This window comes from Mesoterricola sp. JemC181 (genome assembly GCF_055384585.1).
The window spans coordinates 4,362,278-4,379,814 of the sequence record NZ_AP045076.1; the positions used below are offsets into that span (position 1 = coordinate 4,362,278).

18 protein-coding genes are annotated in these 17,537 nt (G+C 69.5%); 16 read left to right on the plus strand and 2 right to left on the minus strand.

Annotated elements, in window-relative coordinates:
• The first annotated feature begins 2 nt into the window (after nt 1-2).
• The 16 genes from ACZ5MC_RS19130 to ACZ5MC_RS19205 all read left to right on the plus strand — a co-directional run bounded on the left by ACZ5MC_RS19130 (nt 3) and on the right by ACZ5MC_RS19205 (nt 15,447).
• A complete protein-coding gene (locus ACZ5MC_RS19130; protein ID WP_306602090.1) occupies nt 3-638 on the plus strand; it encodes a hypothetical protein in 636 nt (211 codons plus the stop codon).
• Between the two features lie 4 nt (nt 639-642).
• On the plus strand, nt 643-2,076 hold the full coding sequence (locus ACZ5MC_RS19135; RefSeq protein WP_306602091.1) for a proton-conducting transporter transmembrane domain-containing protein: 1,434 nt from the start codon (nt 643-645) through the stop codon (nt 2,074-2,076).
• Entirely contained in the window at nt 2,073-3,584 is a 1,512-nt protein-coding gene (locus tag ACZ5MC_RS19140) for a hydrogenase large subunit (protein WP_464516518.1), read from the plus strand. Before ACZ5MC_RS19135 ends, ACZ5MC_RS19140 begins: the two co-directional genes overlap by 4 nt.
• A complete protein-coding gene (locus ACZ5MC_RS19145) occupies nt 3,584-4,342 on the plus strand; it encodes an NADH-quinone oxidoreductase subunit B family protein (RefSeq protein ID WP_464516519.1) in 759 nt (252 codons plus the stop codon). The genes ACZ5MC_RS19140 and ACZ5MC_RS19145 overlap by 1 nt, the downstream gene beginning before the upstream one ends.
• Nucleotides 4,343-4,816: 474 nt before the next feature.
• Complete coding sequence (locus ACZ5MC_RS19150; RefSeq protein ID WP_464516520.1) at nt 4,817-5,950, plus strand: Kelch repeat-containing protein; 1,134 nt, start codon at nt 4,817-4,819, stop codon at nt 5,948-5,950.
• Nucleotides 5,951-6,068: 118 nt separating this feature from the next.
• Nucleotides 6,069-6,935, plus strand: coding sequence for a carbon-nitrogen hydrolase (locus ACZ5MC_RS19155; protein WP_464516521.1), 867 nt, complete (start codon nt 6,069-6,071; stop codon nt 6,933-6,935).
• 7 nt (nt 6,936-6,942) lie between these two features.
• Nucleotides 6,943-7,953 (plus strand): agmatine deiminase family protein, encoded by a 1,011-nt coding sequence (locus tag ACZ5MC_RS19160; protein ID WP_464516522.1) that lies wholly within the window; start codon nt 6,943-6,945, stop codon nt 7,951-7,953.
• Nucleotides 7,954-8,011: 58 nt separating this feature from the next.
• On the plus strand, nt 8,012-9,256 hold the full coding sequence (locus ACZ5MC_RS19165; RefSeq protein WP_306602097.1) for a hypothetical protein: 1,245 nt from the start codon (nt 8,012-8,014) through the stop codon (nt 9,254-9,256).
• A gap of 60 nt (nt 9,257-9,316) precedes the next feature.
• The gene (ribH, locus tag ACZ5MC_RS19170) at nt 9,317-9,805 is read left to right on the plus strand and encodes a 6,7-dimethyl-8-ribityllumazine synthase (RefSeq protein WP_306602098.1); all 489 of its coding nucleotides are present in this window, start codon (nt 9,317-9,319) and stop codon (nt 9,803-9,805) included.
• A complete protein-coding gene (nusB, locus tag ACZ5MC_RS19175; protein WP_306602099.1) occupies nt 9,805-10,290 on the plus strand; it encodes a transcription antitermination factor NusB in 486 nt (161 codons plus the stop codon). Before ribH ends, nusB begins: the two co-directional genes overlap by 1 nt.
• A gap of 19 nt (nt 10,291-10,309) precedes the next feature.
• Nucleotides 10,310-10,849 (plus strand): acetyl-CoA carboxylase biotin carboxyl carrier protein, encoded by a 540-nt coding sequence (gene accB, locus ACZ5MC_RS19180; protein WP_306602100.1) that lies wholly within the window; start codon nt 10,310-10,312, stop codon nt 10,847-10,849.
• A gap of 4 nt (nt 10,850-10,853) precedes the next feature.
• On the plus strand, nt 10,854-12,281 hold the full coding sequence (gene accC / locus ACZ5MC_RS19185; RefSeq protein WP_306602101.1) for an acetyl-CoA carboxylase biotin carboxylase subunit: 1,428 nt from the start codon (nt 10,854-10,856) through the stop codon (nt 12,279-12,281).
• A 92-nt stretch (nt 12,282-12,373) separates the two neighbouring features.
• On the plus strand, nt 12,374-13,276 hold the full coding sequence (locus tag ACZ5MC_RS19190; protein WP_464516523.1) for a hypothetical protein: 903 nt from the start codon (nt 12,374-12,376) through the stop codon (nt 13,274-13,276).
• A gap of 288 nt (nt 13,277-13,564) precedes the next feature.
• Entirely contained in the window at nt 13,565-13,849 is a 285-nt protein-coding gene (locus ACZ5MC_RS19195) for a hypothetical protein (RefSeq protein ID WP_306602103.1), read from the plus strand.
• A gap of 1 nt (nt 13,850) precedes the next feature.
• Nucleotides 13,851-14,678 carry an MbnB/TglH/ChrH family RiPP precursor modification enzyme gene (locus ACZ5MC_RS19200; protein WP_464516524.1) on the plus strand — a complete coding sequence of 276 codons (828 nt, stop codon included), beginning with the start codon at nt 13,851-13,853 and terminating at the stop codon, nt 14,676-14,678.
• A complete protein-coding gene (locus ACZ5MC_RS19205) occupies nt 14,671-15,447 on the plus strand; it encodes an HvfC/BufC family peptide modification chaperone (protein ID WP_464516525.1) in 777 nt (258 codons plus the stop codon). The genes ACZ5MC_RS19200 and ACZ5MC_RS19205 overlap by 8 nt, the downstream gene beginning before the upstream one ends.
• A gap of 6 nt (nt 15,448-15,453) precedes the next feature.
• Here the strand turns inward: ACZ5MC_RS19205 and lysS are convergent, their stop codons facing one another.
• Both lysS and ACZ5MC_RS19215 read right to left on the minus strand, forming a co-directional pair.
• A complete protein-coding gene (gene lysS / locus ACZ5MC_RS19210) occupies nt 15,454-16,983 on the minus strand; it encodes a lysine--tRNA ligase (RefSeq protein ID WP_464516526.1) in 1,530 nt (509 codons plus the stop codon).
• 54 nt (nt 16,984-17,037) lie between these two features.
• Nucleotides 17,038-17,508 (minus strand): hypothetical protein, encoded by a 471-nt coding sequence (locus ACZ5MC_RS19215; protein ID WP_306602107.1) that lies wholly within the window; start codon nt 17,506-17,508, stop codon nt 17,038-17,040.
• Between the last annotated feature and the right edge of the window lie 29 nt (nt 17,509-17,537).

Here is a 17,537-nt window from a genome sequence, read left to right on the forward strand (position 1 = left end):
CCATGACTCCGAACCTCCTGCTCGCCGCGATCATGCTCATCAACTTCATGCTGGTGGCCAGCAGCCGCGTCAGCAAGTGCATCCAGCTCGCCGCCATCCAGGGCGGGCTCCTGGCCCTGCTGCTCCTGGTCATGCACGACCACTGGCCCTTCCACGTGCTCCTCATGGCCTTCAGCACCGTGGCCATCAAGGGCGTGGTGATCCCCGCCATGCTCAACCGCGCCCAGGACCGCATGAAGCCCCAGCGCGAGCCCGATCCCTACGTGGGCTACACCCTGACCCTGGTGATGGCCGCGGCCGGCACCGGCCTGGCCTTCATCCTGGCCCGGCGCCTGCCCCTCCAGGCGGGCAACCTGGGCACGCTCTTCGTGCCGGCCTCCATCATGGCCCTGTTCACGGGCTTCCTGCTCCTGACCACCCGCAAGCGCGCCCTCCTGCAGGTGGTGGGCTACCTGGTCCTGGAGAACGGGGTGTACCTCTTCAGCCTCCTGCTGGTCAAGCAGATGCCGCTCCTCGTGGAGACGGGGGTGCTGCTGGACCTGGTGGTGGGGATCTTCGTCATGGGCATCGTCATCAACCACATCCAGACCGCCTTCGACTCCCAGGACACCCATCGCCTGGCGCACCTGAAGGACTGACCCCGTGATCCTCGCCCTCATCTACATGCCCCTGATCGCCGCGGCCATCGTGTGGTTCATGAAGCCGGGCCTGCACCGGGCCCGGGTCCTGCCTGTGGCGGGCGTGCTCCACCTGGCCCTGGTGCTGGTGGCCCTCACCCGCTCCTCCCACCTCCAGCCCGACGCCTGGTTCCGCCTGGACGCCCTGGGCGGATGGATGCTCCTGGTGGTCTCCACGATCTTCACCCTGTGCTCCCTCTACGCCCCGGCCTACCTCGCCCTGCGCATGGAACGCAACTTCGGCGTGTTCGGCGTGGCCATGCTGGGCTTCCTCGGCATGGCCTCGCTGGTGGCCACCTCGCGCCACCCCGGCGTCCTGTGGGTGGGCATGGAGGCCACGGCCCTGTCCACCACCCCGCTGCTCTACTACAACAAGAACAAGCGCAGCCTCGAGGCCACCTGGAAGTACCTCCTGATCTGCTCGGTGGGCATGGCCCTGGCGCTCCTGGGAACCTTCTTCGTGGCCTACGCCGCGCAGCAGGGCGGCCTGGGCGAACCCATCTACATCGACCGGCTCGTGGCCAACGCCGGCGCCATGCCCACCCCCTGGCTCAAGGCCGGGTTCGTGCTCCTGCTGGTGGGCTACGGCACCAAGATGGGCCTGGCCCCCATGCACACCTGGAAGCCCGACGCCTACGGCGAGACCCCGGGCATCGTGGGCACCATCCTGGCCGGGGGCGTCACCACCATGGCCTTCCTCTCGCTGCTGCGCTTCTTCTCGATCATGGCCGCCGCGGGCCTGGGGCTCTTCTGCCGGGAGCTGCTGGTGGGCATGGGGCTCCTGTCCATGGCCTGGGCCTTCGTGTTCATGATCCGCCAGGGGGACCTGCGCAGGCTCCTGGCCTATTCCAGCGTCGAGCACATGGGCATCCTGGCCTTCGGGGTGGGCATCGGCGGCAAGGCCACCCTGTTCGCCCTCTTCCACGTGGCGGCCAACGCCCTGGTGAAGAGCGTGCTCTTCCTGGGCTCGGGCAACATCGTGCGGAGCTTCTCCAGCAAGAGCCTGGCCGACGTGAGCGGGGCCATGCGGCGCCTGCCGGTGTCGGGCTGGTGCTTCCTGCTGGGCTTCCTGGCCATCGTGGGTTCGCCCCCCTTCGCGCCCTTCACCAGCATCTTCGGCATCGCGTCCACCGCCCTGGGCGGTGGGCACCTCATGGCGGGCTCGCTCTTCCTGGCGCTGCTGGCCGCCATCTTCACCGCCATGGGCTCGGTGATCCTGCCCGTGCTTCAGGGCAACCCCAACCCCGCCAGCGTGCGCACCCACTACGAGGACACCTTCGGACTCACCGCGCCCCTGGTCCTGGCGCTGGCCCTGGCGCTGATCCTGGGCACCTGGCTTCCGGGCCCCCTCCAGTCCCTGCTGGCCCGGGCGGCGCTCCTGGTGGAGGGCCAGCCGTGACCAGCGCGCCCATCATCAACGGCACCGCCATCCCCCTTTCCGAGGTGCCCCTCCTTTCCTTCCCGGACTTCCAGGAATTCATCGTGGAGTCCTGCGGCGACAGCCACCGGCTCGTGGCCCTCTCGGTGGGCCCGGACCTGGCGGGCTGCGCGGTGCTGGCCTCCGGGGCCGGCCCGGTGCTCCGGGCGGTGCGCACCACCTTCCCGGCCGCGGGATTCCCGTCCATCACGCCCCGCTGCCCCGAGGCCCACCTCTTCGAGCGGGAGATCGCCGAACAGCGCGGCCTGAAGATCTTCGGCCACCCCTGGTTCAAGCCCGTGCGCTACCAGCGCGCCCTGGGCACCCCGAGGGACGCCTGGGACCGCACCGGGCCCATCCGGCCCGGCGTGGCCGACTTCTACCGGGTGGAGGGCCGCCAGGTGCACGAGGTGGGCGTCGGCCCCGTCCATGCGGGGGTCATCGAGCCCGGCCACTTCCGCTTCCAGTGCAACGGCGAGACCGTCTTCAACCTCGAGATCGCCCTGGGCTACCAGCACCGCGGCATCGAGCGCACCCTGGCCGGAGGGCCCCACCGCTCCACCCTCAAGCACATGGAGACCGCTGCGGGCGACACCACCATCGGCCACCTGTGGGCCCATTGCCTGGCCGTCGAGGGCCTGCTTGACCTGGAGGTGCCCCTGCGGGCCAACCTCATCCGCGCGGTGGCCCTGGAGCTGGAACGCCTGGCCAACCACACCGGGGACCTGGGCGCCATCGCCGGCGACGTGGGCTTCCTCCCCACCCTCTCCTACTGCGGGCGGTTGCGGGGCGACTGGCTGAACATGACCGCGGTGCTCTGCGGCAGCCGCCTGGGCCGGGACCTGCTGAGGCCCGGGGGCGTGCGCTTCGACGTGGACACGGCCCGCATCGACGACCTGCGTGGGCGCCTGGAGGCCGCCGCGGGCGACACCGCCAACGCGGTGGACCTGCTCTGGCACACCCCGTCGGTCCTGGCGAGGCTGGAGGGCACCGGGCGGATCGTCCGCGCCCAGGCCAAGAACATCGGCATGGTAGGGCCCGCGGCGAGGGCCTGCGGCCTGGACCGGGACGTGCGCCGCGACCACCCCTTCGGCCCCTACCTGGAGGCGGCCATTCCGGCCGTGAACGAGGACATGGGCGACGTGGCGGCCCGCGCCCGGGTGCGCACCCAGGAGATCCAGGCCAGCGTCGAGTTCCTGCGCTGGGCCCTGGACGTGCTCCGGGCCCTGCCGCCGGGACCGGTCCACGTCGACGCCCCCCGGGCCCTGCCCCCGAACCACCTGGCCCTGGGCATGACCGAGGGCTGGCGCGGGGAGATCGCCCACCTGGCCCTCACGGACGACGACGGCCGGTTCTCCCGCTACAAGATCGTGGACCCCTCCTTCCACAACTGGACCGGACTGGCCCTGGCCCTGCGGGGCGAGGAGATCTCCGACTTTCCCCTGTGCAACAAGAGCTTCAACCTCTCATACTGCGGGTTCGACCTCTGATGCTGAAGATCCTGGCTTCCCGACTGCGGCAAGGGCACCGCACCAACCACTACCCGGACGTCGTCCCGGCCATGCCGGACCGCTTCCGCGGCCTTCCCGAGGTGCCCGAGGGCCCCTGCCCCCCGGACTGCAGGGCCTGCATGGACGCGTGCCCCACCGAGGCCATCAGCGCCGTGCCCGGCCTGGCCATCGACCTGGGCCGGTGCCTGTTCTGCACCGCCTGCACCGACGCCTGCCCCGACAGGAGCCTGCGGTTCACGGACGAGTTCCGCCTGGCCACGCGCACCCGGGAGGACCTGCTGGTGCGCTCCGGCGCCGGCTACCGGGTGGCCGAGGCCCTGGAGGCCAAGGCCCTGGCCCTCTTCGGCCGCTCCCTCAAGCTTCGCGTGGTGAGCGCGGGCGGCTGCAACGGCTGCGAGGTGGACGTGAACGTCCTGGGCACCATCGGCTGGGACCTGGGCCGCTTCGGCATCCAGGTCGTCGCCAGCCCCCGCCACGCCGACGCCGTGCTCATCTGCGGCCCCGTCACCCGCAACATGGAACTGGCCCTGGCCAAGACCCTCGAGGCCACCCCCGACCCCAAGCTCGTCATCGCCGTGGGCGCCTGCGCCATCAGCGGCGGCCCCTACCTGGAGCAGGAGGAGCAGCTGTGCGGCGCCGTGGGGGCCGGAATCCACGTGGACCTGTTCATCCCGGGGTGCCCGCCGCATCCGCTTACGATTCTGGATGGGTTGTTGAGGTTGTTGGACCGGGTCTGAACCGGCCCTGGTTTGGATTCACCCCATTCCTTCCTTCGTCCCGGCCCGGACTGCGCTCCCTGGCGTCCCAGCGGCGCGCGGCCGCGATCGCATAGGCCTCCGAGGGCACCCAGGGGTCGCCGAAGGCCTGGGCGGCCCCATCCGTTCTCGCCCGCGCGACCCGCACGGTGCCGCCGTCCACGGCCACGGCGCAGCCTTCGCCGTCCGAAAAGGGCCTCGGTTCAGGGCGCAAGTTCGGAACACGGGCGATCCAGGATTACCAGCAGGGTCATCAGGAGTGCCCAAAGAAGGTATTAATTTATAGAATTTTTCATCCTGCCGGGGCGCCCCGGCGCCAAGCCCCGGAGGGATGTTCATGACTAAACGCCTTTAATACAGGCAGATATATAGTCATCCAAAGAAATGAAAGGGAATCGGTTCCCTGGCTGAAACCCGGGACTGATTTGAATCACTTATTGCACGAGAGGTCCATCCATGAAATTTTTATTTAGGTTTTTCATACCCTTCGGGGCCCTTCTGGCCATCGGTTGTGGCGGCGGGGGCCAAGGTGGCCCCCGTCCCGCCCAGGCGCCCACCGCGGGGAGCTTCACGGCCACGGGAGACCTCGCCACCCCGCGAGCCCACCACACCGCCACCCTCCTCCCGTCCGGCAAGGTGCTGGTGGCGGGGGGTCTCACCTACGCCGCCGGTCTCGTGCCAACGGCGTCCATGGAAACCTACGATCCCGCCGCCGGCGCCTTCGCCCCCGCCGCGGCCATGGGGACGCCCCGCTACGCCCACACCGCCACCCTGCTGCAGGACGGGAGCGTTCTTCTGGCGGGAGGCATGGGCGGGAGCGCCCTGGCCAGCGCCGAGCGGTACGACCCGGCCTCGGGAACCGTGTCCCCCTTGGGTTCCATGGCCACGCCCCGGAGCAACCACGCCGCCGCCCTCCTCACCGTCGGGCCCGATGCCGGCAAGGTGCTGATCATCGGGGGCGAGGATGCCGCCGGCGCGCCCCTGGCCTCCATGGAGGTGTTCGATCCCGCCGCGGGGACCTTCGCCCCGTGTCCGGCGGCCCTGGCCGGGGGGCGGACACGGCACACGGCCACCGTGCTGGAGGACGGCCGGGTAATCATTGCGGGCGGCCAGGCTTCCGCCGAGGTGGAAGTCTATGATCCGGCCACGCGGACCTTGGCGGTGGCGGGATCCATGCTCCAGGCGCGATCGGCCCATACGGCGACCCTTTTGCCGGGCAGCCGGTTGCTCCTTGCCGGGGGGCATGCGAGCGGCGCCCTGGCCGGGAACGAGGTGTGCGACCTCTCCCAGGCCGCCCCCACCTTCACCGCCGCCCAGGCCATGGGGGTGCCCCGCCGCGACCACACCGCGACCCTCCTTCCCGGTGGCCCGGTCCTGATCACGGGGGGAAGCCCCGCGGCCGGAGGGTCCACCGTCACGGGGCAGGCGGAGCTGTTCGATCCCGCCCGGATGGCGTTCGTTCCCGCGGCCAAACAGGAGGATGGCGTCAGGAACGGCACCGCGACGCTGCTTCCCGGCGGAAAGGTCCTGGTCGCAGGGGGCCTGGATTCACTCCTTGAACCCACAAACGCCGCAGCCCTTTATAAATAACGATTCGACTATTGGCACACTCCCGTCAAGGCGTCCGGGAAACCGACCTGCTATCCTGGGTTCCCCTTTTCAGAGGTCCGCCTTGTCCCCCAAGCACTTCCGAGTTGGATTGGTCCAGATGGCCTGCGGGCCCGAGCCGGAGGAGAACCTCCGCCGGGCCGCGGCCTTCGTGGTGGAGGCGGCCTCCCGGGGCGCCCAGGTGGTGTGCCTGCCCGAGCTCTTCCAGACCCAGTACTTCTGCCAGCGGGAGGACATCGCGCTGTTCGACCTGGCCGAGAGCATCCCGGGGCCGGCCACGGACCTGCTGGGCGAAGTGGCCCGCACGTGCGGCGTGGTGATCCTCGCCTCGCTCTTCGAACGCAGGGCCGCGGGGCTCTACCACAACACCCTGGCGGTGCTGGAGACCGACGGCGCCATCAAGGGCCTCTACCGCAAGATGCACATCCCCGACGACCCGCTCTACTACGAGAAGTTCTATTTCACCCCGGGGGATCTCGGCTTCAAGGCCCACAACACCACCTTCGGCAGGCTGGGGACCCTGGTGTGCTGGGACCAGTGGTATCCCGAGGGGGCCCGGCTTACGGCCATGATGGGGGCGTCCGTCCTCTTCTACCCCACGGCCATCGGCTGGCACCCCGCGGAAAAGGCGGAATACGGCGAATCGCAGTACGACGCCTGGCGCACCATCCAGCGGGGCCACGCCATCGCCAACGGCGTGTTCGTGGCCGGCGTGAACCGGGTGGGCTTCGAGACCGGCAACATCCGCGGGGACGAGGCCCCGGGCCAGGGGCTGGAGTTCTGGGGCGGCTCCTTCCTGGCCGACCCCTTCGGGCGCATCCTCGCCCAGGCCAGCCACGACAAGGAGGAGATCCTCATCGGCGACATCGACCTGGAGCTGCTGGAGACCACCCGTCGCAACTGGCCCTTCCTGCGGGACCGCCGCATCGACGCCTACGGGGACCTGCCCCGAAGGTATCTGGACTGAGGGACTCATGATCCGAATGCCCGCAGAATGGGAGCCCCATGCCGCGACCTGGCTGGCCTGGCCCCACAACCGCATGGACTGGCCCGGCAAGTTCGCCGCCATCCCCCTCGTGTTCGCCGAGATCATCCGCCACCTGGGAAGGCGCGAGCGGGTGGAGATCCTGGTGCGGGACGCGGCGATGGAGGCCCGGGCCCGGGGCGTCCTGGACCGGGCCGGGGCCCTCTCGGACAACGTGCGCTTCCATGCCCTGCCCACCGACCGCATCTGGCTGCGGGACTCCGGGTGCTGCTTCGTCAAGGACGGGGAAGCGCTGGGCGCCGTGAAGTGGCGCTTCAACGCCTGGGCCAAGTACGACAACTTCGAGCTGGACGACAAGGTGGGGACCTTCATGGCCCGCGCCGCGGGCGTGAAGGCCCGGCGCGCCGCGATGGTCCTGGAGGGCGGCAGCATCGACGTGAACGGCCGGGGCACGCTGCTCACCACCGAGGAGTGCCTGCTCAGCAACGTGCAGGAGCGCAACCCGGGGCTGGGCCGCGAAGGCTACGAGAAGGCCTTCGCAGAGCACCTGGGCATCCGCAAGGTGATCTGGCTGGGCGACGGCATCAAGGGCGACGACACCCACGGCCACGTGGACGACCTCTCCCGGTTCGTGGGGGAGCGCACCGTCGTCACGGTGGTGGAGCCCCGCAAGGACGACCCCAACCACGCCCCGCTCCAGGAGAACCTGCGCCGCCTCAGGGCCGCCACGGACCAGGACGGGCGGCCCCTGGAGGTGGTGGAGCTGCCCCTGCCCGGGCCCCTCTCCTACCGCGGCATTCGGCTCCCGGCGAGCTACGGGAACTTCTACGTCGCCAACGGCCTCGTGCTGGTGCCGGTCTTCAACGACCCCAACGACCGGGTCGCGCTGGACCTCATCGCCTCCCTCTTCCCGGACCGGGAGGTGGTGGGCATCTACAGCGGCGACTTCATCTGGGGCTTCGGCGCCATGCACTGCATGACCCAGCAGCAGCCGGCCTGATTGGGCGCCCCGGCCCTTGCCGGGGGGAGTAACATCAAGCAGAACCAGGCACGGATCCATGCACCTGACCAGCATCACGCACCGCAAAGAACTCTTCGAGCTGGCCACGCGCTGGTTCGCGGACTGCCCCCTCCGGGGGGACGGCCGTTTCCTCACGCAGGTGACCACGTACGAGAACCTGATCTCGGCCCCCGTGGTCCGGGACCTGCTCACGGGCATCAAGCAGGCCGTGCACCCCGGGCCCGTGACGCTCACGCGGCTGCGGTCCAAGGACGAGCTGCGGGACGCCATCGTCGCCTCCTGCAGGAACCCGGGCCCCCGCGAGCAGGAGCTCTTCAGCCTCTACCGGAACCATCCCGAGGACTTCTTCCCCGGCACGCCCTCGGACGTGATGCTGGGGCTGCGGGAGGACGGCACCATCCTGGGCATGGCCCGCATCAAGCGGCTGCGGCGCATCGCCGAGAAGTGCTCGCGGCGCGTGGCGGACCGGCTCGCGGGGGCCATCAACGAGCGGGCCCGGCTCCTGGCCCAGCAGCGCGCGGAGACCTACGGCATCCCCCTGAAGGAGCTCCTCTCCTCCAAGCAGGAGATGGCCCAGGACTACGACCAGGCCGAGCGCATCGTGAGCCGCACCTTCCGGGACGGCGTCCTGGTCTTCAAGCCCGAGGACCTGCGCATCGACGACGGCATCGGCCTCAAGTTCGTGGGCACCCCCGGGGAGATGGAGTCCATGGAGGAGGCCATCCGCCGCCACCCCGCCGTGGTGGGCGTCGTGAAGGAGGAGCACCGGGGCCGCTACAACGACATCAACCTCCTGGTGGACCTGAGGGTGCCCGAACCCGGCGTCCTCGTGGATCTGGCCAGGGACTGGGACTGGGCCCGCCACGCCGGCAAGGGGCTCACGCCCGCCGAGCTCGCCGAGGGCTTCCCGGCCTTCGTGGAAGGGGGGGAGCGCAGCTTCCGCGCCGAGGTGATCCTCACCACCCATGCCGACCTGGTGGAGAGCGAGTTCGGCTCCTGCATCCACGAGGCCCGCATCCTGGAGCAGCGCGCGGGCGTCACCTACTCGGGCCGCATCGCGTCCAACGCGTCCTTCCTCATCGAGTACATGCTCATGCTGGCCCTGTCGCCCACGATCGAGGTGGGGGAGCTGCCGGTGAAGATGTGGGGCCGGTACCTGCCCGACGTTTACTCCCTGGCCGTTTGGCGACTCTTCGGCATCACCCTGGGCCGGGATCAGATTGATCACCTTGTGCCTTGGGGACTTGCGGACGCGGGCCTGGCCCTGGAGCACCCCCTTTGATTCGACTTTGCCTCCAGTTGTGCTATTGTCTTCAATTCAACCACCTTTCGGGGGGTTCCCATGGGGATCTTTGAGGGCCAGCTACGTGTGGAAAAGGGCGACCGGTTCGCTCTCGTTGCCGCACGTTTTAATGAATTCATCGTGGACCGGTTGATAGGCGGCGCCACGGACTGCATCCTCCGGCACGGGGGAAGCGAGGCCCAGATCGACCTCATCCGGGTTCCGGGGGCCTTCGAGCTGCCCCAGGTGGCCAGGAAGGTTGCCCAGACAGGCAACTACGCCGGCATCGTGGTCCTGGGCGCGGTCATCCGCGGCGGGACGCCCCATTTCGACATGATCGCCAACGAGGTCACCAAGGGCACCGCCCAGGTGGGCCTGGAGGCGGGCATCCCGGTCATCTTCGGCGTGCTCACCACCGATTCGGTGGAGCAGGCCATCGACCGCGCCGGCACCAAGATGGGCAACAAGGGCTGGGAAGCAGCCATGACGCTCCTGGAATCCGTGGATCTCTTCCGCGCCCTTCCGGGACCCAGGAAGGGGACGAAGTAATGGGTGTTCGCAGGCGGGGGCGCGAATACGCCCTCCAGATGCTCTATGCCATGGATCTCACGGACTACCTCCCCGACGAGGTGTTCGCGGGCTTCAACGCCATCCAGGACCTGAACCGGGACGCGTTCTACTACGCCCGGCGCCTGGTTGACGGGGTGCACGGGCACCTGGAGGAGATCGACGCCGTCCTCACCCGCTTCGCCGAGCACTGGAAGATCCACCGCATGGCCGTGGTGGACCGCAACCTCCTGCGCCTCGGGGTCTACGAGCTCATGTTCCTGAAGGAGATACCCTTCCCCATCGTCATCAACGAGGCGCTGGAGATCGTGAAGGAATTCAGCGACCAGGAGGGAACCCAGTTCGTGAACGGGATCCTGGACGCCGCCAGCAAGGAATTCCGGCCCGACGAGACCGGCCTGAAGGGACGCTCCCGCAAGGCCGCCGTCCTCGCGGAAACCCCGGACGAACCCCCGAGCGTCGATTGATGCTCCCCGTGGAGTGCCCATGAGTCCTGCCAAGAAACCCGCTCCCCCCCGCGCCCTCCCCGCCAAGGCTCCCTCCGGAGCCCTCGCCCTGGGCCTGGAGGACATCAAGGCCCTCATCGGCCTGGTGGCCCGGGAACACATCGACGAATTCGAGATGGAGACGGGTGGCGTGAAGTTCCGCATCCGCAAGGGCGGCGCCCCCGCCCCCGTCCCGCCCCCGCCTTCCACGGTTCCCGTCATGCCCCTGGCGGCCATGCCCACCCACACCCTGGTGGCCCCGGCCCAGCCCGCGGCGGAGGAGAAGCCCGAGGATCCCGGCATCCACTTCATCACCAGCCCCATCGTGGGCACCTACTACCGCAGCCCCACGCCCAACGGCCCCAGCTACGTGCAGCCCGGGGACTACGTGAAGCCCGGCCAGACCCTCTGCATCGTCGAGGCCATGAAGCTCATGAACGAGATCGAGTGCGACGTGGCCGGCGAGGTGGTGGCGGTCCTGGTGGAGAACGGCCAGCCTGTGGAGTACGGCGAGCGGCTCTTCGCCGTTCGGGTGCGCTAGCGCCATGAGCCCCGTCAAGCGCGCGACCCCCAACCGCAAGCCCGCCGTCAAGAACGGCGAGCCGCCCTTCCGCAAGATCCTCATCGCCAACCGCGGGGAGATCGCCCTCCGGGTGATCTTCGCCTGCAAGGAACTCGGCATCCAGACGGTGGCCGTGTACTCCGAGGCCGACCGCAACGCCCTGCACGTGCGGTTCGCCGACGAGGACATCTGCATCGGCCCGCCCCCGAGCGGGAAGTCCTACCTGAACATCCCCCAGGTCATCGCGGCCGCCGAAGTCACCGGCGCCGAGGCCATCCACCCGGGCTACGGCTTCCTCAGCGAGAACCCGCACTTCGTGGACGTGTGCCAGGCCTGCGGCATCGTGTTCATCGGCCCCAACGCCGAGATCATCCGCACCATGGGCAACAAGGCCCAGGCCAAGGCCACCATGCTGGCCGCGGGCGTGCCCCTCATGCCCGGCAGCGACGGCATCGTGGAGACGGTGGAGGACGCCCTGGCCTGGGGCGAGAAGATCGGCTACCCCGTCATCGTCAAGGCCAGCGCCGGCGGCGGCGGCCGGGGCATGCGCATCGTCAACTCCCCCGACGAGATGTCGGACATGTACAACACCGCCCGCACCGAGGCCAAGGCCGCCTTCACGGACGACTCGGTGTACATGGAGAAGTACCTCCTGGAGCCCCGCCACATCGAGGTCCAGATTCTCGGCGACCTCTTCGGCAACATCATCCACCTGGGCGAGCGGGAGTGCTCCATCCAGCGCCGGCACCAGAAGCTGATCGAGGAGAGCCCCAGCCCTGCGCTCACGCCCGAGCTGCGCAAGCGCATCCACGACACCGCGGTGCGCGCCGCCAGGGCCGTGGGGTACTTCAACGCCGGCACCATCGAGTTCCTGCTGGACGCGCGGGGCGACTTCTTCTTCATGGAGATGAACACCCGCGTCCAGGTGGAGCACCCCATCACCGAGCTGGTCTCGGGCGTGGACATCGTCAAGGAGCAGATCCGCATCGCCGCGGGCCGCAAGCTCTCCTACGCCCAGGAGGACATCGTCCTGCGGGGCGCGGCCATCGAGTGCCGCATCAACGCCGAGGACCCCTGGAAGTTCACCCCCTGCCCCGGCCGCATCACCGCGCTCCATTTCCCCGGCGGTCCCGGCATCCGCATGGACACCGCCATGCACCAGGACGCGGTCATCCCGCCCTACTACGACTCCATGGTCGCCAAGCTCATCGCCTACGGCAACGACCGCACCGAGGCCCTGGCCCGCATGCGCCGCGCCCTGGACACCATCGTCGTGGAGGGCATCAAGACCACCAGCCCCCTCCACCGCCGCATCATGGACCACCCGGACTTCATCAAGGGCGAGTTCTCCACCAAGTGGCTGGAAGTGTTCCTGGCCCAGCTGGAGAAGGAACGGGCCGAGGAAGCCTGATTTTTAATTTATACAGAACCTTGGAGGTTCTCCTTGCATTCATGGATTGGCGCGCCATAACGTCCATTTTTTATCCATAAAGGAGTACCTCCATGCATCGCATCCTCCTCGGGGCTGCCCTGGCCGCAGGCTTGGCCACCGCCCACGCCACCACCCCCCTCACCCATTGCCTCGTCCACGGCATCTTCAAGCCCGCCCCCGACGCCGTCGGGGAGGGGGCGATCCACCCGCTGCAGCCCCTCCAGCGCCTCGCGTCCCTGGACAAGGGCGCCTTCCGCATCGTGGCCCAGGACTCGGCCGAAGCCTTTGCATTCCCCATGCTGGCCGCCCCCGGCGCCTCCGGCCCCGCGGACCTGGCCGACCTGGGGGAGGACACCTTCATCGCCCCCCTGGACCTGACGGGTACCGGGGTGTCCGACCTCGTCTACGCCCGCAAGGGCGCCCCGGGGTGGAAGGTCCTCACCAACGGGGCCCGCCTCAAGCAGCCCTCCCAGGGCTTCGTGGCCGGCCACTTCGAGAAGGGGGCCGACACCCCGAAATCCGACCTGATACCGGCCGACACCAGCGATCTCTCGGTGGACCAGGATCTCCTGGCCGCCACGGGCGACTTCCTGGGCAACGGCACCGAGCAGCTGGCCTACACCCGCCCCGGCCAGCACCAGATCTGGATCGTCGGCGCCCACGGGGTGACCACCATGAAGGCCGATCTCAAGGGCATCGAACCGGGCGGCCCGGGCGAGAGGAACCACTGGCTGTTCCCCTACAAGGCCACCCGGAAGGCGCAGCGCACCCGCCTGGCCTACTACCGCGCGGGAAACGACCACCTCGTCCGGCTGGTGCCCAAGGGCATGGAGTTCGTCCAGGAGAGGGTCCCCCTCAAAGGGCATTGGGACCGCCTGAACCAGGCCGTGGTCGATTGGCCCCATGCCGCCACCGCTCCATCCTCGTCCTCGTCCTCCACGTCTTCCGAAGGGAAGGAACCCACGGCCAAGTAAGGGAATTGGAATTATTATAACGTAAGAAATGCAAGGGGCCGCCGTCCGCCAGGACAGCGGCCCCATCCGTTTTATATGTGTATAAACTCTTTTATAATATATATTTAATTCGATTTTTCCACTCAAGTAAATTCGGTCTTGGTCCGATTTGTAGCAATGGAATTCGAGACGTTAAGTCTGGGCAAAAACACTGTCCCCTCGACCCGCCCCGCGGACGCCGTCCCCGGGCCCTCACCCCATCCGGATCCCCCGGGATCCCAGTGCGGCCTGCGCCGCGCGGAGCGCACCATGATCACGACCCTCATCGGCATCGCCACCCTCTTCTCCGCGGGCTCCAGCCTGCCCGCCACCGCCGCGCCCACCCTCTCCGCCCGGGAGATCGCCCCGGCGGGCCAGACCGCCCCGGCGCCGGAACTGGAACAGCGCCGGTGCGGCGGCAGGCGCTGCGCCAGCGTGCCCCGCTGCGGCGGGCGGCGATGTGCCGGCGTGCCCCGCTGCGGCCGGAGATGCGCGAGCGTGCCCCGCTGCGGACATCGCTGCGCCAGCGTGCCCCGCTGCGGCGGGAGGGGCTAGCATGGCCTTCTCCGGCGTCGGCCTGGGCCTCCGCCTCCCCCACCTGGAGGCGGTGGCCCGGGAGGCCCCTGACGTCCCCTTCTGGGAAATCGCCCCGGAGAACGTCATCGGGGACGGCGGCAGGGTGGCCGCCCTGACCCGGACGATCCTGGCCAGGGCCCCTGTGATCTCCCACGGCCTCAGCCTCTCGGTGGGCGGCTTCGATCCCTTCGACGACGCCTACCTGGCCGACCTGGCGGGCTTCCTCATCGCCTCGGGGAGCCCCTGGCACTCCGAACACCTGTGCTTCACCTCGGTGGACGGCGCCACCACCCACGAGCTCCTGCCCATGCCCTTCACCCGGGCCTCGGCGCGCCACGCCGCGGCCCGGGCGCGGGAGCTCAAGCCGCGGCTCCCGGTGCCCTTCCTGCTGGAGAACATCACCTACTACGCCGAGCTGGGGCAGGCGGGGATGGACGAGGCGGCCTTCATCGCCGAGGTCCTCGAGGGCGCCGACGCAGGCTGGCTCCTGGACATCAACAACGTCTACGTGAACTCCCTGAACTTCGGCTTCGATCCCTACCGCTGGTTCGAGGGGATGCCCCTGCACCGGGTCGCCCAGATCCACATCGCCGGCCACGACCGCTACGGCGACCTGGTGGTGGACACCCACGGGGCCCCGGTGGCCGATCCGGTCGTGGACCTCATGCGCTTCGTGCTGCCCCGCATCGGCCGGCCCGTGCCCGTGCTGCTGGAGCGGGACAACGACATCCCGCCCCTGGCCGAGCTGCTCGCCGAGCGCGCCGCGCTTCAGGAGGCCTACGACCAGGCCCTGGCCGCCCATGCCTGACGCCGTCCTGGCCCTGCAGCGCAGCCTCGCGGCCCTGGCCCTGGATCCCGACGCCGCCGCCTTCGAGGCCGACCCGGGCGCCTTCGCCGCGGCCCGGGGCCTGCCGGGGGGGGACCAGGCCGCCTTCCGGCGCTACCGCGACCGGCTCCTGTACTACCGGGACGCCGTGCGGGAGGACATCTGCGAACCCGTCGACCAGGACTTCCCCCTCACCCGGACCCTGCTCGAGGGGGCCGGGGCGTGGGAAGCGTGCCGCGCCGGCTTCCTTTCCAGCCGGACCTTCCGGAGCCCCTTCTACCGGGACATCTCCGCCACGTTCCTGGGCTGGCTGGCCACCTCGGCCTGGGGCCTGGACCGGTGGCCCTTCCTCCTGGAGCTGGCCCACTTCGAGCTGGTCAGGCAGCTGGTGGAGCACCTCCCCGACGAGGCCCCCCCCGCGGGCCTGCGCGCCGTGCCCCGCCCCGGAGACCTCCTGGTGCTGGCGCCCTCCACCCAGGTTCTGGCCTACGCGTACCGCGTCCACGAGGCCACCTGGGAGGCGCCCGCGCCCGAGCCCGGGGCCTGCCGCCTCCTGGCCAGCCGGGACGCGCAAGGCTTCATCCAGTGGCGGGAACTGACGGAGGCCGCGGCCTGCCTCCTGGCGCGGGCCCGGGGCGCCTCCCTGGCGGCCGTGGCGGAGGAGCTCGGGCTGGCGGACCTGCCCGGGCTCCTGTCCTTCCTGGCCGGCCTGCGGGAGGCGGGGGCCGTGCTGGGCTTCAGGGAAGCCTGACCGGGTTCAGAGCTCCTCGTCCTCGGCGCCCTTCGCCATGGGGCGCATCAGCGGGAAGAGCAGGACGTCCCGGATGCTGGAGCTGTCGGTCATCAGCATGACCAGGCGGTCCATGCCCACGCCCAGGCCGCCGCAGGGGGGGAACCCGTGCTCCAGGGCCTCGATGAAGTCCTCGTCCAGGAGCATGGCCTCGTCGTTGCCGGCCTCGCGCTCGGCGAGCTGGGCCTCGAAGCGCTCCAGCTGCACGACGGGATCGTTGAGCTCGGAGTAGGCGTTGGCCAGCTCCATGCCGCCGATGAAGAGCTCGAAGCGGTCCACGAACCGGTCGTCCCCGGGGAGGTTCTTGGTCAGCGGGCTCAGCTCCACGGGGTAGTCCGTGATGAAGGTGGGCTGGATGAGCTCCTTCTCGGCGTGGTGCTCGAAGAGCGCGCCCAGCAGGGCGCCGGGGGTCTGCTTCTCCGCGTCCTCCACGTGGGCCTCCCGGGCCAGCCGCAGGATCTGGGCGTCGTCCTCCAGGAGGGCCCGGTCGAAGCCGCCGTAGTGGGCGGTGGCGTCCTTGAGGGTCATGCGGCGGAAGGGGGTGCGGTAGCTGATGAGGCGGGGATTGCCTTCGGCGTCCACGCCGTAGGGGCGCTCCACGGCGCCCAGGTGGCCGGCCACGGTCTCGAAGAGGTTCTCGGTGAGCACCATCACGTCCCGCAGGTCCTCGCCGGCCGCGTAGCTCTCCATCATGGTGAACTCGGGGTTGTGGCGCATGGAGACGCCCTCGTTGCGGAAGCTCCGGTTGATCTCGAACACCCGCTCGAAGCCGCCGACGATCAGGCGCTTGAGGTAGAGCTCGGGGGCGATGCGCAGGTAGAGGGGGATGTCGAGCGCGTTGTGGTGCGTGACGAAGGGCCGGGCCGTGGCGCCGCCCGGGATGGGCTGCATCATGGGGGTCTCCACCTCCAGGAAGCGCTGGCCCTCCATGTAGCTGCGCACCTTGGCGATGATTCGGCTGCGGGTCTGGAACGTGAGAAGGACGTCGGGGTTGGCCACCAGGTCCAGGTAGCGCCGGCGGTAGCGCACCTCCTTGTCCTGCAGCCCGTGCCACTTCTCGGGCAGGGGCTTGTGGGCCTTGGTGAGGAACTGGATCCGCCGGGCCCGGACCGACAATTCGCCCATCCTGGTGCGCATGACCGGGCCGGTGACCGAGATGAAGTCGCCCAGGTCCAGCAGCTTGACCACCTCCCAGCCGGGCTCGGCCAGGTCGTTCATGCGGAAGTACACCTGGAGCTTCACCCCCATCTCGGTGATGGTCGCGAACACGCTCTTGCCCATCTCCCGGATGGCGATCACCCGGCCCATGACGCTGACGACCTTGCCCAGGGCCTCCAGCTCCTCATTGGTGGTCTTGGCCCCCTCCCGGTCGTGGGCCTCCAGGAGGTCCCCGATGCCGTGGGTGCGCTCGGCCTTGCGGGGCCACACGTCCAGACCCAGGGCCTTGAGCTTCTCCAGCTTCTCGATGCGGACTTGGCGGTACTGGCTGAGCTGCATGCGGTCTCCATTCCTTCGGGGCAAAAAACCAGTTTATCGCGGGAAGGCCTCTTTTCAGCCCTCTCTTGGCACCAGGAGCACCACCCCCAGGCTGGCCCCGCCCAGGCAGATGGCCGTGAAGGCCCGCCCCCGGAGGGTCAGGGGTCCGGGGCCCGCGGGCACGTGGTCGGGCCCGGGGGCGGGAATCCCCCGCCACGCCGCCTCCAGGGCGGGGTCCTCCAGGAAGATCACGTCCCCGGGCCCGGGCAGGCCCTTGCCGGCCCAGCCCGGGGTGGCCTCCATCACCAGCCCCGAGACCCGGTCGACGAAGGCCGCGGGCGCCGTCAGACCCCGGAAGGCCTCGCGGTAGCGCTCGAAGGCGCGCCGGGCGTCCAGGTCCCGGGCCTCCAGCTCGTCCTCCAGGCGGATCTTGGCCCGCCAGTAGCGGTGGGCCAGCACCGAGGCCAGGAAGAGCGCGGCCACCAGGAGGAGGACGCCGCCGTCCACCTTGTGGGGCCAGGGGGGCAGCTGGAGCAGGAACGCCATGGAGGACCTCGGAGTCAGGCCTCCAGTAT

Bases quoted from the DNA above. Each gene is read 5' to 3' on its own strand.
- ACZ5MC_RS19130 (WP_306602090.1), top strand. From the start codon at position 3: ATGACTCCGAACCTCCTGCTCGCCGCGATCATGCTCATCAACTTCATG.
- ribH (WP_306602098.1), top strand. From the start codon at position 9,317: ATGGGGATCTTTGAGGGCCAGCTACGTGTGGAAAAGGGCGACCGGTTC.
- ACZ5MC_RS19165 (WP_306602097.1), top strand. From the start codon at position 8,012: ATGCACCTGACCAGCATCACGCACCGCAAAGAACTCTTCGAGCTGGCC.
- accB (WP_306602100.1), top strand. From the start codon at position 10,310: ATGAGTCCTGCCAAGAAACCCGCTCCCCCCCGCGCCCTCCCCGCCAAG.
- ACZ5MC_RS19195 (WP_306602103.1), top strand. From the start codon at position 13,565: ATGATCACGACCCTCATCGGCATCGCCACCCTCTTCTCCGCGGGCTCC.
- nusB (WP_306602099.1), top strand. From the start codon at position 9,805: ATGGGTGTTCGCAGGCGGGGGCGCGAATACGCCCTCCAGATGCTCTAT.
- ACZ5MC_RS19215 (WP_306602107.1), bottom strand. From the start codon at position 17,508: ATGGCGTTCCTGCTCCAGCTGCCCCCCTGGCCCCACAAGGTGGACGGC.
- ACZ5MC_RS19190 (WP_464516523.1), top strand. From the start codon at position 12,374: ATGCATCGCATCCTCCTCGGGGCTGCCCTGGCCGCAGGCTTGGCCACC.
- ACZ5MC_RS19150 (WP_464516520.1), top strand. From the start codon at position 4,817: ATGAAATTTTTATTTAGGTTTTTCATACCCTTCGGGGCCCTTCTGGCC.
- ACZ5MC_RS19200 (WP_464516524.1), top strand. From the start codon at position 13,851: ATGGCCTTCTCCGGCGTCGGCCTGGGCCTCCGCCTCCCCCACCTGGAG.
- lysS (WP_464516526.1), bottom strand. From the start codon at position 16,983: ATGCAGCTCAGCCAGTACCGCCAAGTCCGCATCGAGAAGCTGGAGAAG.
- ACZ5MC_RS19160 (WP_464516522.1), top strand. From the start codon at position 6,943: ATGATCCGAATGCCCGCAGAATGGGAGCCCCATGCCGCGACCTGGCTG.
- ACZ5MC_RS19155 (WP_464516521.1), top strand. From the start codon at position 6,069: ATGGCCTGCGGGCCCGAGCCGGAGGAGAACCTCCGCCGGGCCGCGGCC.
- accC (WP_306602101.1), top strand. From the start codon at position 10,854: ATGAGCCCCGTCAAGCGCGCGACCCCCAACCGCAAGCCCGCCGTCAAG.
- ACZ5MC_RS19145 (WP_464516519.1), top strand. From the start codon at position 3,584: ATGCTGAAGATCCTGGCTTCCCGACTGCGGCAAGGGCACCGCACCAAC.
- ACZ5MC_RS19205 (WP_464516525.1), top strand. From the start codon at position 14,671: ATGCCTGACGCCGTCCTGGCCCTGCAGCGCAGCCTCGCGGCCCTGGCC.